The organism is Senegalia massiliensis (assembly GCF_009911265.1).
GTDB classification, from domain to species: domain Bacteria; phylum Bacillota; class Clostridia; order Tissierellales; family SIT17; genus Anaeromonas; species Anaeromonas massiliensis_A.
The window spans coordinates 26,384-40,761 of the sequence record NZ_QXXA01000015.1; the positions used below are offsets into that span (position 1 = coordinate 26,384).

General features: G+C 24.4%; 15 protein-coding genes and 1 riboswitch. Of the genes, 11 read left to right on the forward strand and 4 right to left on the reverse strand.

Annotated features, from left to right (window positions below; translation table 11 throughout):
- Positions 1-34: 34 nt before the first annotated feature.
- Positions 35-586, reverse strand: coding sequence for an energy-coupled thiamine transporter ThiT (thiT, locus tag D3Z33_RS13170; protein ID WP_160198240.1), 552 nt, complete (start codon positions 584-586; stop codon positions 35-37).
- 55 nt (positions 587-641) lie between these two features.
- Positions 642-740, reverse strand: a riboswitch (TPP riboswitch).
- Between the two features lie 180 nt (positions 741-920).
- On the opposite strand from thiT, the gene D3Z33_RS13175 reads away from it, so the two are divergent.
- Entirely contained in the window at positions 921-1,628 is a 708-nt protein-coding gene (locus D3Z33_RS13175) for a YhfC family glutamic-type intramembrane protease (protein WP_160198241.1), read from the forward strand.
- A gap of 1 nt (position 1,629) precedes the next feature.
- The gene (locus D3Z33_RS13180; protein WP_160198242.1) at positions 1,630-2,094 is read left to right on the forward strand and encodes a hypothetical protein; all 465 of its coding nucleotides are present in this window, start codon (positions 1,630-1,632) and stop codon (positions 2,092-2,094) included.
- Positions 2,095-2,178: 84 nt separating this feature from the next.
- Here the strand turns inward: D3Z33_RS13180 and D3Z33_RS13185 are convergent, their stop codons facing one another.
- Together D3Z33_RS13185 and D3Z33_RS13190 are read right to left on the reverse strand one after the other, a co-directional pair.
- Positions 2,179-3,795, reverse strand: a complete 1,617-nt coding sequence (locus D3Z33_RS13185; RefSeq protein ID WP_160198243.1) for a hypothetical protein — start codon at positions 3,793-3,795, stop codon at positions 2,179-2,181.
- Positions 3,788-4,495 carry an ABC transporter ATP-binding protein gene (locus tag D3Z33_RS13190; protein WP_160198244.1) on the reverse strand — a complete coding sequence of 236 codons (708 nt, stop codon included), beginning with the start codon at positions 4,493-4,495 and terminating at the stop codon, positions 3,788-3,790. The genes D3Z33_RS13185 and D3Z33_RS13190 overlap by 8 nt, the downstream gene beginning before the upstream one ends.
- A gap of 136 nt (positions 4,496-4,631) precedes the next feature.
- On the opposite strand from D3Z33_RS13190, the gene eutH reads away from it, so the two are divergent.
- Together eutH and D3Z33_RS13200 are read left to right on the forward strand one after the other, a co-directional pair.
- Positions 4,632-5,759, forward strand: a complete 1,128-nt coding sequence (gene eutH, locus D3Z33_RS13195; protein WP_160198245.1) for an ethanolamine utilization protein EutH — start codon at positions 4,632-4,634, stop codon at positions 5,757-5,759.
- Between the two features lie 17 nt (positions 5,760-5,776).
- On the forward strand, positions 5,777-7,555 hold the full coding sequence (locus tag D3Z33_RS13200; RefSeq protein ID WP_160198246.1) for an aminopeptidase P family protein: 1,779 nt from the start codon (positions 5,777-5,779) through the stop codon (positions 7,553-7,555).
- Positions 7,556-7,589: 34 nt separating this feature from the next.
- Here D3Z33_RS13200 and D3Z33_RS13205 read toward each other — a convergent pair whose 3' ends face one another.
- Positions 7,590-7,970, reverse strand: coding sequence for a helix-turn-helix domain-containing protein (locus tag D3Z33_RS13205; protein ID WP_160198247.1), 381 nt, complete (start codon positions 7,968-7,970; stop codon positions 7,590-7,592).
- A gap of 141 nt (positions 7,971-8,111) precedes the next feature.
- On the opposite strand from D3Z33_RS13205, the gene D3Z33_RS13210 reads away from it, so the two are divergent.
- The 7 genes from D3Z33_RS13210 (at position 8,112) to D3Z33_RS13240 (ending at position 14,306) form a co-directional block, all read left to right on the forward strand.
- The gene (locus D3Z33_RS13210; protein WP_160198248.1) at positions 8,112-8,267 is read left to right on the forward strand and encodes a Spo0E family sporulation regulatory protein-aspartic acid phosphatase; all 156 of its coding nucleotides are present in this window, start codon (positions 8,112-8,114) and stop codon (positions 8,265-8,267) included.
- Positions 8,268-8,377: 110 nt separating this feature from the next.
- Positions 8,378-9,274, forward strand: a complete 897-nt coding sequence (locus D3Z33_RS13215) for a polysaccharide deacetylase family protein (RefSeq protein WP_160198249.1) — start codon at positions 8,378-8,380, stop codon at positions 9,272-9,274.
- A 23-nt stretch (positions 9,275-9,297) separates the two neighbouring features.
- Positions 9,298-10,704 carry a sensor histidine kinase gene (locus D3Z33_RS13220; RefSeq protein WP_160198250.1) on the forward strand — a complete coding sequence of 469 codons (1,407 nt, stop codon included), beginning with the start codon at positions 9,298-9,300 and terminating at the stop codon, positions 10,702-10,704.
- Positions 10,697-12,142, forward strand: a complete 1,446-nt coding sequence (locus D3Z33_RS13225; protein WP_160198251.1) for a hypothetical protein — start codon at positions 10,697-10,699, stop codon at positions 12,140-12,142. The genes D3Z33_RS13220 and D3Z33_RS13225 overlap by 8 nt, the downstream gene beginning before the upstream one ends.
- 42 nt (positions 12,143-12,184) lie before the next feature.
- A complete protein-coding gene (locus tag D3Z33_RS13230) occupies positions 12,185-12,874 on the forward strand; it encodes a response regulator transcription factor (protein ID WP_160198252.1) in 690 nt (229 codons plus the stop codon).
- 94 nt (positions 12,875-12,968) lie between these two features.
- Positions 12,969-13,289, forward strand: coding sequence for a putative heavy metal-binding protein (locus D3Z33_RS13235; protein ID WP_160198253.1), 321 nt, complete (start codon positions 12,969-12,971; stop codon positions 13,287-13,289).
- Between the two features lie 147 nt (positions 13,290-13,436).
- Positions 13,437-14,306 carry a cation diffusion facilitator family transporter gene (locus tag D3Z33_RS13240; protein WP_160198254.1) on the forward strand — a complete coding sequence of 290 codons (870 nt, stop codon included), beginning with the start codon at positions 13,437-13,439 and terminating at the stop codon, positions 14,304-14,306.
- Positions 14,307-14,378 lie beyond the last annotated feature (72 nt).

Below are 14,378 nucleotides of genomic sequence, written 5' to 3' on the forward strand. Positions count from 1 at the left end.
ATTAAAAAAAGCTGATTTAATCAGCTTTTTTATTTTAGTAATTTTCACTTTTAATAGTCCTTTTCATTGGTTTCCAAATTAAACTTATTATTAATATAGATATTATAAGTTCTGGCACCATATATGTTGCATTATAACCAATAGAATAAATCCAAGGATTTTGATCGCCAGCATATGAGGCAAAGAATATTACACCAGATAATACATGGGAAATTAATCTTCCACTTAATGCTAATATTATACCAATAATCAAAGTTAAGTATCCCTTTACTCCATCTTTTTTTATCTTATATCCTAGACCTGCAAGTCCTAAAAAACCAAATGCTATTGGATAGTCTAATAAGAATTGTATAGGATGATAAAATGAGGGTTTTAATAAAAAGTCTACAAGTCCATAAGTAGCTCCCATAAATATTCCAGGACCTAGTCCCCATCTTATAGCAAATATCATTATGGGAATCATACTACCAGCTGTAACAGATCCACCACTGGGTGCCTGATATATTTTTATATAACTAAGTAATATTGATAAAGCTATTAATATTCCACCTTCTGTTAACATTTTTGCACTCCATTTTTTGTTCATATTGAACCTCCTTAAAATTTAGTATAAAAAAAGCCACTACAAAGGTAGTGGATATTTTTTAAAATATACACTTTCCTCCGCTAGTATTATCTAGTTCAGGTAGTAAGGGTCGTGATAAATCACTCTCAGCCATAAAGCTCCCCTAGTGTTAACGTTTTATTCTTTTGAATACATAGTATCATATACTGTATATAAGTGTCAATATAAACTAATGTTGAATTTATTAGTTATCAATGGAAGATAAAGATATATATATAGTATTATTTTATACTCTCTTTATATCATACTAAGTGTGTGATATAATAAATAATATTATATAGAAAAGAGGTGGAATATGGACTTAATTAAGCATATTTCAATAGTTATAACTTTGATTATAACACTAATTTTACCAGTTGCATTTATAGCTCTATTATATAAAAAAGATAAAAAGACTTTAATTTGGTCTATAATAGGAATACTTACATTTTTTATAGTTCAAATAGCTATTAGGATTCCTATATTAAATTATTTAAGTTTGAAGCCTTGGTTTATAGTAAATATTTCTTCAAAAACTTATGTATATGCCATATTTTTAGCTTTAACAGCAGCATTAGTTGAAGAAGGTGGTAGATTTTTATCTTTTAAATTCATTTTAAAAGATCATATTACATGGTTAAAAGGCATTGCATTTGGAATAGGACATGGAGGCATAGAAGCATTTTATCTTGTAGGATTACCTTTTATAAAAGCTTATTATAGTTTTTTAAATGGAAATTTGAATTTATTTAGTAATATAACAGTAGAAAATATAATTTTATCAGGTTTCGAAAGAGTTCTAGCAATAATAATACATATTGGATTATCATTAATTGTCTTATATAGTGTTAAAAAGAAAAAATATAAAAATTTATTATATGCATTTATCATACATACTTTAGTGAACTTACCTATCTTAATCATTAATAGTGAAATCTTTATATGGACTTATATTATTATATGGAGTGTTATATTACTTAATGTCACATTTAAATACAAGAAAAAAATGAAAGAGGTTTTTTAGTATGAGAAATAATAGAATAATTATGATTATAATTATAGCTTTAATGTTTAGCTCATTGATTGGATGTAATAATGAAAATGAAGAAATAAATGATAATGTAAAAACACCTGAAGAAACTATATCATCTTGGGCAGATGATATAGTAGAAAACTTTTTAATTTCTATAGATAAAAAAGACTATGAATCCTTTAGTAAGGATTTTAGTGAAAATATGAAAGAACAATTAAATGAAAGCATGTTCAAAGAGCAGGTTTTACTTATATCTGAATTAATAGGGGATTATATAAAAGGTTCTAAAGAATTATTAACTACAGAAGAAGTAGATGAAAATAATATAAAGTTGATTTATAGTTCAGATTATTCAAATGAAAAGAATGAAGTTATTGTAACTACAGTATTTAATAAAGAGAGTCAACTTATTGAAGGGTTGTTTATTAATTCTGAAAAAATACAAAATATGCAATAAAATGTAGAATAGAGTTAAAGGCAAAATGATGTATAAATTTATACATCATTTTGCCTTTAATTATGGATTCATACTAGCACACTCTTACTTTGTTTTAAATGTTTCAGGTGATTTTTTATAAACTAAAGTTATAGCAATTAATATATAAATAATAGAAATTGCTATTGTAATAGGTAAAAATATTTTTGCTGGTGCGTCAATTTGTAATGACATGTAAGAAATAAAATATACAGCAAAATTAATAATTTTAAAAAAAGGATTTTTAACTTTTAAATCAGTTGTATAAGGTTGAAAAATATAATACATGAAAATATAATGTATTGAAAAAAATAAATTTAATACTATAATGAATATTAAAATTGGTATTATATCTATAATCCTTGAGGAATCATAAATAAATGTAATGATTAATAGACCTAAACATAGTATCAATATAGGAATAATATTACTATAAATTATTTTTTTTAGTCTTAAAAAAAACATTTTGAGCAAAGCATCACCTTGTTTATAAAAGCTATATTTAAGTAATGATATATCACAATTATAAAAAAGTGATTTAATTATATTTTCCGAATTAGATAGTAAATAAATTATAAAAACAAATAATGTATATTTATTTATTATCATATCTATTAGTTCTTTTTCTGGGATATCATCTATAAATATATTTAATACCAATATAGCTATGAAACCAAGTATTATTATAGCTGATTTTATAAGCATTGGTCTATATATTGTTTTCTTATGCCTTTCGAAAAATATGGAATTTAAATAATCATATCCCTCTTTATTATTAAATTTACTTGATTTTAAATCATCAGTAGAATAATCTTTTTCATCTAATTTAATGCCCACAAAATTAGCTTCTTTGTAAACTTCATTTAATTCTTTAAAATCCTCTATAGTATTTTGAGAATTTATTACATCCCAAAAGTTTTCATATTTATATATGTATATACTTGATAAAATACCTAAGGTTAAAGTAATTAAAAAAGGTATATTATTTGTAAAGAAAAAATATACAAATGAAAAATATAATTTTGGCATAAATAAAAAAGATATTAAATAGCTTACTATAACTATAATAGCATATATAATAACTTGAATTATTGGTTTACTATTTACATTAAATTGTCTTTTATTAAATAAGAAAAGGTATAATGCTTCACTTATTATATTTATTGAAGATATCATTAAAGATAATTTAATTCCAAATAAAAAGTTGAAATTTAAAAACTTAAAGAATATATAAAAAAATATTATTTTACCTAAAAATTTAATAGTTTCTTCGAAGAATATTTTAGAAATAAAATATTCTTTAGGTGGCATTCTCATTTGTTTTATTAAAATAAACTTTTCTTTATCTGTAGAGAGTGTATTTGAAAATACAAATGCTAATATAAAATAAAATGAAAGTATAAGCGAAAATATAGCATTTATATTTATATTTATATCACCATCAAATATCAAAAATGCAGGTAAAAAAATAGGGAGCAAAAATGATACAGCAGTTTTTATAGGTGTACTAACAAAACTCCAAATTATAGATAAAACACTTAGTATACTTTTAAATTTCATAAAAGAATAATTAATATTTTTAAGTAAATTTTTTATTAAAGGAATCTTTTTTAAAAAATATAAAAATGCATTTATTGATATTGAAAATTGTATATTTGATATTTGTCTAATTGTTCTAATCATTTATTTTCTCCTCAAGCATTTCTATAACTTTATCTTCAAAATCAGGATTTTGTAATAGCTCTTTTTGCATAAGGGATAATTTACCATTATTTAAAGCTACTATTTCATCACATAAGTCTTTTGCTAATTGAAGGATATGAGTAGAAAATATAATTATATGATCCTTTCTAATTTCTCTAAGGAGTCTTTTTATTTCTAAAGCTACAACTACATCTAAAGATGTTAGAGGTTCATCTAATAATATTACAGGTGGCCTTCTTATTACAAACATGAGCATTTGAAGCTTATTTTTCATTCCATGAGAATATGACCTGATTAATTTATGTCTGTCTTCATAATTGATTTTTATTATTTCAAAATATTCATCTATTAATAGAGGATGATCTAACTTATCTTTATTTATATCTATAAAAAACTTTATGAATTCATATCCAGTTAAAAATTCAGGAAGTATAGGATCAGAATATACATATGATAAGTTAGTAGATTCTAATCTTTTTCTCGCACCATTTATTTCTATGTAAGCTTTACCTTCATCTGATTTTAACTCTTCTGATAATATATTAAAAAAAGTTGTTTTTCCTGCTCCATTTCTTCCAAGAAGAGCATAGATATTTCCTTTATTAAATTCAAAATTTAAATCTTTAAGTACCTCTTTATTTTCAAATGATTTACTAATATTTTCGATTATTAACTTCATATATACCTCCAATATTTTCTATTTAACATACATCATTATATTATAAAGATAATTTTTTATCAATACATCAAATATATAGACAATACCATATGAAGGAAGTATAATGATTGTATATTAAAATATTAGAGGTGATATAATGAGTAATTTAATAATAATGATTATAATATCATTTTCCATAATAGCAGCCATAGATAAAGTAATTGGAAACAAGATGAAACTTGGTAATCATTTTGAAGAAGGTTTTAAATCTATGGGAGGTCTCGCCCTTACTATGTTAGGTATTTATACTATATCTCCACTTATAGCTAAGGTTATATCGCCTTTTCTTTTTCCAATTTCAAAAGTAACAGGGATAGACCCATCTATATTTATAGGGATATTTTTGGCTCCAGATATGGGCGGATTTAATGCTTCATTAGCTATAGCACATGATGCTCAAATTGGGATTTTCTCTGGACTTATACTTAGTTCAATGCTAGGTGCTACCCTTGTATTTACTATTCCTATTGCCCTTGGAATGATAAAAGATGAAGATAAAAAACATTTTTCAAAGGGAATATTATATGGCATAATAACTATACCATTAGGTAGTTTGGTTTCTGGTGTTATGATGGGAATAGATTTTGACATTTTATTATTGAATCATATTCCTATATTATTATTTTCTATTATGATATCAATGGGACTTTTTTTATGTCCTGATAAATTATTTAATGCATTTGAAAAATTTAATAAATTTATACTTTTACTTAGTACATTTGGTTTAATAATAGGAATTTTAAAGTTTACTTTGGGTATTAGTATATTTAATGATATAATTCCAATTGAAGAAGGACTAGTAGTTATAGGTAAAATTGCTATTATTCTTTCAGGAGCATATCCTTTAGTGTCTTTTATATCAGAAAAATTAGAAAAAGGACTTAGTTCTATTGGAAATAAGCTAAATGTAAATAATGATTCCATACTTGGAGTAATTACATCACTTGTGAATACAATACCTATGATTTCTATATATGACAAGATGGATAATAAAGGTAAAGTTATAAATTCAGCATTTGCTGTAAGTGCATCTTTTGTATTTGGTGGACAAATGGCATTTGTTTTAGGGGTTTCACCTGATATAATAGGACCATTTATAGTAGGAAAAATAGTTGCAGGAATCTCTAGTATTATAGTTATATTTGTTTCAACTAAAGAATATGGAAGTTATTTCAAGAATAAGAAATTTAGAAGAAAACATTTAGCTTTTAAAATAAAGAAATAATAATTGGAGGGATTGATTTGAATATTAAAAGTAATATTGAAAGACTACGTAAACTAATGAAGCAAAATGGAATTGATGCTTATATAATTTCAGATGTAGATCCACATCAATCAGAATATGTTGCAGAGTATTTTAAAATGAGAAGTTTTATATCAGGTTTTACAGGGTCAGCTGGTACTGTGGTTATAACTATGGATAAAAATGGTTTATGGGCTGATGGAAGATATCATATACAAGCAGAAGAACAACTTAAGGGATCTGGAATAGATTTATTTAAGCAAGGCCTAGAAGGAGTGCCTACATATACGGAATGGTTAAAAGAGGTATTAGATAAAGGTAGTAATGTAGGATTTGATGGAAAAGTTATATCACAGGCAATTGCAAAAGATATTATAGAAAAGTTTAAGAATACTGGTATAAATGTAAATCATGAGTATGATTTTATAAAAGAAATTTGGAATGATAGAGGTAAACAAAACTTTAATGAAATATACAACCATGATATAAAATATGCTGGGAAGAGTACAAAAGAGAAGTTACAATCTGTAAGGGAAAAAATGAAAGAAAATAATGCTGATTATTATATTTTAGGTAGCCTAGATAATATTGCTTGGTTGTTTAATATACGTGGAACAGATGTACCTAACAATCCAGTTGTATATTCATATGCTTTAGTATCTCATAACAAAGCTACAATTTATTTAAATAAAGATAAATTGAATGGTAAAGCTAAGAATACTTTAGAAGAAAATAAAGTTGAAATAAAGGAATATGAAAAAATAGCTGAAGATTTAAATAATATAGCTGAAAATGCTAATGTATTTTTAGATGAATCAAAGATAAATAGATATTTATACAAATCTTTACCTAAAAATACTAATAAAATTAAGGGAACAAGTATAGCTACAAGTCTTAAATCTATAAAAAATGACATTGAAATTAAAAATTTAAAAGGTTGTCAAATTAGAGATGGTGTAGCTATGGTGAGATTTATTCATTGGCTAAAAGAAAATGTAGCTAAAGAAAAAATTACTGAAATAGATGCTATTGAGAAACTTGAAAACTTTAGAAGAATGAATGATAAATTTAAAGGTATTAGTTTTGATACAATAGCAGGGTATAAAGATCATGCTGCTATGATGCATTATAAAGCAAATAAAGATAGTCAGTATACTTTAGAAGATAAAAGTTTATTTTTAATAGATTCTGGTGGTCAATATCTAGATGGGACAACAGATATTACAAGAACTATAGCACTAGGAGATGTTACTGAGAAAGAAAAATCAGATTTTACTCTTGTACTAAAATCTCATATAGCTCTTGATAAATTAGTATTTTTATATGGAACAACAGGATCTAATATAGATATAATAGCAAGAAAACCTATGTGGGAAAATGGGCTGGATTATAAATGTGGTACTGGTCATGGTGTTGGATTTTTCTTAAATGTACATGAGGGTCCACAAAGTATTAGTAGACAGCCTAATAAAATAAAATTAGAAGAAAATATGATTTTAACTAATGAACCAGGTATTTATAGAAATGGTGAGCATGGTATTAGAATAGAAAATACTATAGTTGTTAAAGAAAAGTTTGAAAATGAATTCGGTAAATTTATGGATTTTGAAACAATTTCATATTGTCCAATTGATTTAGATGCTATAGAACCTTCATTGTTAGATAATGAAGAAAAGAAGTGGCTAAATGATTATCATAAAGAAGTATATAGTAAATTGAGTCCATATTTAGAAGAAGACTTACAAAAGTGGCTTGAAAATCAAACAAGAGAAATATAATAAACTTCAAGGTACCTATTAGGTACCTTGAAATTTATGTAATATATGGAAGGACTGTTGTTAGTAATTTTTGAAATAATTCTAATTCTTTATCAGAACATTTATTTAGTAGACTTAATAATTCATTGATTTCTAAATTTTCTTTCAAATAAAATCCATTATTTTCTAAAATTACAGCACTTTCATTTATTTTATCTCCAAAAATTAAGTAATCAAGAGAAATATGAAGGTGTTTAGATATATTCACCATAGTTGTTAAACTCATCTGTCTTTCTCCTCTTTCTAATTGTCCTATATAATAATCAGAAAGGTTTATTAACTCTGCTAATTCTTCTCTTGAAAGTTTAAATTTCTCTCTTTCGTTTCTTATTCTTAAACCTATGGATTTATTGTCTATAGGTGTATTATTTTCCATAAAAACAACTCCTAACTTACTTTATACTTTAACGGATTTTAAGAAATATTTTAATGTGCTGATTGCATATATATTACACTTGCTTATTGCTAATATATGTTATAAAATTTAATGTATATTGAGATTATAGGGGGAAATTAAATGAAAACTAATAAATTAATTATTGGAAAGAAAATTTTATGTAATGCTATTAATATGAACATAAGTAAAGAAATAATAATTAAAATAAGTCAAAAAATAGATAAATATATTTTAGAATATCATTCTGATAATAATAAAAAGGATGATGGATATTAACAATGTAATCTTATTGTAACCATTTAATACTGTTTTGTTACTCAAAATCCTCTTATATTTTATAAGATATATATTGTTAGAAAGATATATGAAATTTTAGGAGGATAAAGGTGAGTAGAAAAAAAAGGTTTATAAGATTCATATTTTTATGTATAATATCAATTGTAATTATAATTATTCTAATTGGAAACCATAAAAGTGTAAGTTATAGTGGCAAAAAAATAGATGTTCAAAATAATGATAAAAATAATTTGAATGAAAATTCAAATCAAAATAGTATAGAAGTTGAGCAAGATTATAATGAAACTGATTTATCGACTGATAATAGAGAAGATGATATAGATAATGATACAGAAAATGATACAGAAGATGATATAGATACTGTATTAACTGTACCAGTAGAGGAGGCATATAAGAAGGATGATAGAAAAATTGCATTTCTAACTTTTGATGATGGTCCAAGTAAAAATACTACTGAAATATTAAAAATACTTGATGAAGAGAATATTAAAGCGACTTTTTTTGTATTGGGAAAACTCGCTAAGTATAATGATGAAACAATTAAAGATATATATAATAAAAATCATAAAATTGGAAATCATACATATTCTCATGAATATAGAAAAATATATTCATCTACTGATATTTTATTAAATGAAGTTAACAAAACCAATGAAATATTAAAAGGAATATTAGGAGATGATTTTAAAAGTAATCTTTTTAGATTTCCAGGAGGTTCATTTGGAGAAAATAAATCAGTATATAGACAAGCAATAAAAAATCAAGGATATAAATATGTTGATTGGAATGCTTTGAATAAAGATTCAGAAGGTAGAAACAAAACTCCAAATGAATTATTGCTTAATATAAAAGAAACAACAAAAAATAAAAAAAGAGTTATTATTCTTATGCATGATTCTGCTACAAAGAAAAATACAGTAGAGTCTTTACCAATGGTAATTGATTATTTGAAAAATGAAGGATATGAATTTGGTGTTTTAGATTAAAATATTTATAGAAGGTTGAAAAAATGAAAAGCATAAAGACAAGAGTAGTAGGAGCATTTATTTTAATAATAGTAATTACTATTTTAATATTTGAAGTATTATTAATAGAATTGCTTCAGAGTTATTACTATAAGAATACTGAAGAAATAGTTACAAATCAAATTAAAATATCATCTGATTTTTACTCACGATACTTTTCCAATGTTTCACTTAAAGATAACATATTAGATAATGTTGATGTTTTTTGGAATCAAACAGAGAGTCAAGTTCAAATATTAGATTTAGAAGGTAATGTTTTAATGGATTCTATAGGAGTAATACACAAAGATAAATTATCAACAAGTGATGTAAGAAAAGCTCTATCAGGAGATCATGCTACATGGATTGGAAAAGTAAATTATGATAATCATGAAGTAATGGCAGTATCACATCCATTGATATCATCTAATAAACAAATAGGTGTAATTAGATTTGTGACTTCTTTAGAAAAAATTAATAAAGCAATTATAAATATTTCCATGGTTTTTATCTTCATAGGTTTAGGAGTTATAATTATAGCAATTTCAGTTAGTTATATTATATCGAATACTATAGTATCACCTATTAAAGATGTGACAAAGATTGCAGAACAAATGGCTGAGGGTAATTTTAAAGTAAGAGGAAGTAATGAATATGATGATGAAATAGGTAAGTTAAATGATACACTTAATTATATGGCTGAAGAAATAACAAAAAAGGAACAACTTAAAAATGAATTTATATCTTCTATATCACATGAATTACGCACACCTCTTACATCAATTAAGGGATGGGCATCTACTTTAAACACAGATAATAATGATAATGAAGAAATTTTAAAAGATGGTTTAATTATAATAGAGAATGAAACTGAAAGATTAACCAAAATGGTAGAAGAATTATTAGATTTCTCTAGGTTTAATTCAGGAAAAATGATATTAAAAATACAAGAGACAAATTTTAAAGATATACTTAATTATATAAGAATTAATATGATGCCAAGAGCTCAAAGAGCTAATTTGTTTTTTAATGTAGACTTTAAAGGGGAAAATGACAAAGTATATATTGATAGAGATAGAATAAAGCAAGTTCTAATAAATGTTTTAGATAATGCATTTAGATTCACTAAACCAAAAGGATATGTAATATTAATTTCACAAATAAAAGATGATGTATTAACCATAGAGATTAAAGATAATGGTTGTGGTATTAATAACCAGGAGCTTCCAAAGGTGAAGGAGAAATTTTATAAAGGTAAAACTAATAAATCTAATACAGGTTTGGGGCTTTCCATAAGTGATGAAATAATAAAAATGCATAATGGACAAATAAACATTGATAGTGATTTAGGGCAAGGAACTAAAGTTATAATTAAGATACCTATATCTAAAAAGGTGATAATAGATGAATAAAATTAAATTATTAATAATATTATTTTTTATATTGCTTTTACAAGGCTGTAATATTGAATTAGATGATGGAGATAATATTGTTTCACCAAACAATCCAAATATAGCTATACAAGGTAAATGGAAAATAAAAGACAAGACTTATGTAAAAGACGATAGCTTAAAAAACAACCAATCAAATATATCAAATAAGAAAGTTATTTTCAGTGATAAATATATATATATAAATAATAAATTAATTGAAAATCCAGAATATAAATCAAAAAATGTAAATACAAAAGAGTATCTATTATATAATTATAAAATTGACATGGATGTTTTAAAAATTGATTCTGAAAACATAAATGTTTTAATAGTTACATCAGGTAATAATTATTTGTTTGATATTGTATATAAAGATGATAAAAATATTTTAATGTATTACAGTGGAATGTTTTTGCATTTGGAAAAAATATCAAATGATACAGATATAAATATAGATGATAATGAAGATACAGGATATATAAATGAAGAAAGTGATTTATATAATAATTTAGCATCAGGTGTTTTATTGGGACTAAGGTCACATGATACAAAAAATTCTGATGGGAAATATACATATAGAACACTATGGATATCATCAGAAAATAAGAAACTAAATCCAATATTAGAATTAAATAATTTATTTATCCCAAGAAAAAATGGGTTTTGGAATATGAAAATTAATAGTACTTCTTCTGCAGATACTTTATCAATAAATCCAATAGAAGATAATATTAATAAATCATTAGAGATTAAAGAACGTAAGGATTTAGACAAAGAGAAAAAAGTAATTCAATTTGTAAGTGATGACTATGTTATAACAGAATATGCCAAAGTAAATGATTTAGATAATTCTGCTCCTAGATTTAGGGTTTTACCTTTAGACAATATTAACTCTTCACAAGGTGTATTTCTAAAGGATATATATATTGAAAATGGGAAAGAAGCATATAATAATTCTGCGAAGGCTTTTTTAGTATCAAAGGGACAAGAAGAATTAAAAAATAAACAAGTTAATATTAATGAACAAAGTTTTACTATGACTAGAAGAAATGGATATTGGATTTTAAAAGGACGTTTATTTTACATGATGGAAGGTAAAGAAAATTATAAGGATTTTAATATAAATATTTTACCTACAGAGGAATTAATAAAATATAATGATCTACTATTATCTTGGAATTATATTAAATCAAGAGTTCCTCAAGCAATAGATGCATATACCTCACCTAATAAGGATTTAGCTATAATAATTACAGAATATGAAATATATATTTTTTATATTGAAAATAATTTATTATCTTCTAAACCTATAAAAATTATTGAAAAGCGAAATCAAGAAGAGGTTATAATGGCAGAATGGTCTACTAATAATTATGTAGATTTATGGAATGATAAAATAAAAGAAGAACTTAAATAAATATATTTAAAACATTATAATTACTAAGGAGTTGCAAGGTAATTGGGGAAAATATTAGTATTAGAAGATGAAGAAAGTATAAGAAAGTTTATAAAAATTAATCTTAAAAGAGCAGGATATGAAGTAATAGAAGCTGTTGATGGAGAAGAAGCTTTACAAAAGTCATTATATGAAAGTGAAATTGATGTTGCTATTTTAGATGTAATGTTACCTGGAATTGATGGATTTTCAGTTTGTAAACAATTAAGAAAAAATGATAAACAAATTGGAATTATTATGTTAACTGCAAGAACTCAAGAAATAGATAAAATAACTGGTTTATCTATTGGTGCTGATGATTATGTAACTAAGCCTTTTAGTCCTAGTGAATTAGTTGCTCGTGTAGATGCACTATATAGAAGAGTAAAGTTGTTAAAGAAAAATAAATCAGATTATTTTATGCAGGGTCCATTTAAAATAGATTTAAAAGGTAGACAATTATATAAAAATGGTAAGATTATAGAGTTAACTCCTATTGAATATGATTTAATATATTTATTTCTAATGAAACCAAATAAGGCACTTAGTAGAAATGATATAATAGATAGTGTATGGGGAAAAGATTATTTTGGGTATTATAAAGCGGTAGATGTAAATATAAGAAGATTAAGAAAAAAAATAGAAGACAATCCATCTGAACCAAAATATATTGAAACAGTATGGGGATATGGATATAGATGGAAAACAAATTAATTATAATTTAAAAAACATATAAAGTAAGAAGGAAAATATATAATTATATAGAAGTAAATATATATAATAAATAAAATAAAAGGAGAGTGATTTAATGATTTCTACTACAACACCAACAATTGAAGGTAAGAAAATTATTGAATATAAAGAAATAGTATTTGGTGAAGTTATTTCTGGAATGGATTTTATAAAAGATTTTGCAGCAGGTCTTACGAACTTCTTTGGAGGACGTTCAAAATCATATGAAGGTGAAATGATCAGAGCAAGAGAAGAAGCAATATTAGAAATGGAAAAGAGGGCAAAACAATTAGGAGCAAATGCAGTAGTAGGTGTAGACATAGATTATGAAGTTTTAGGACAAAGTGGTAATATGTTAATTGTTACTGCATCTGGAACAGCAGTTATTGTAGAATAGATTAATATTAAATGATAATGAAAAGTTAGAATTACAATTTGTAATTCTAACTTTTTTGTGTAAAGTAACCTAAATAATAAACTTTCATAATATATAATAGAATTTAATATTGTATGCTGGGTATATAGAATTTAGGAGGTTGTAAAAATGGATAATAATTATAAAGAAGTTAGTAAAACACTTTGGATAATATTATTTGCTAATTTCTTAGTTGCAATAATTAAGATGATTGTAGGCAATATAGTTATGAGCACAAGTCTTATAGCAGATGGTTTTCATTCTTTTGCAGATGGATCTTCAAATATAGCAGGATTAATAGGAGTGAAACTTGCATCAAAACCTACAGATAAGGATCATCCTTATGGGCATGAAAAGTTTGAATTAATTTCTTCTTTAGTTATATCAGGTATGTTATTTTTTATATCTGGTAATATAGTTATGGATTCATTTAATAAATTATTTAATCCTACAAAATTAAATATAAGTATATATAGCATAGTAGCTATAATATTAACTCTTATAGTGAATATTATAGTTTCAACTCTTGAATATAAGAAAGGTAAAAAGTTAAATAGTTCAATATTGATTTCAGATTCATATCATACGAGAAGTGATATATTTGTTTCCCTTGGAGTACTTATTACATTAATACTAATAAATTTAGGATTACCTAATATAATAGACCCAATTGTATCATTTATTGTTGCAGGCTTTATAATTAAAGCTGCTATTGAAATCTTTATATCTAGTAGTAGAATATTAGTAGATAAAAAGGCTCTTGATACTGAAAAAGTAAAAGGAATTATAGACAAATATTCAGAGATAAAAGGAATTCATAAAATACGTAGTAGAAGTACTGGAAAAAAAGTTTTTTTAGATTTACATATGTTACTTTCTCCAGATATGACCATAAAAACTTCACATGATTTAATTCATAATATAGAAAAAGATATGAAAGAAAATATTGATGAAGGTATTCAAATAATAGCTCATTTTGAACCCTATTATGAGGATTAATTTAATATTATATTGTTAATTTTCTAAAAATTCAGTTGACAAGAAAAAATAATTGTTATAAAATGTATTTGA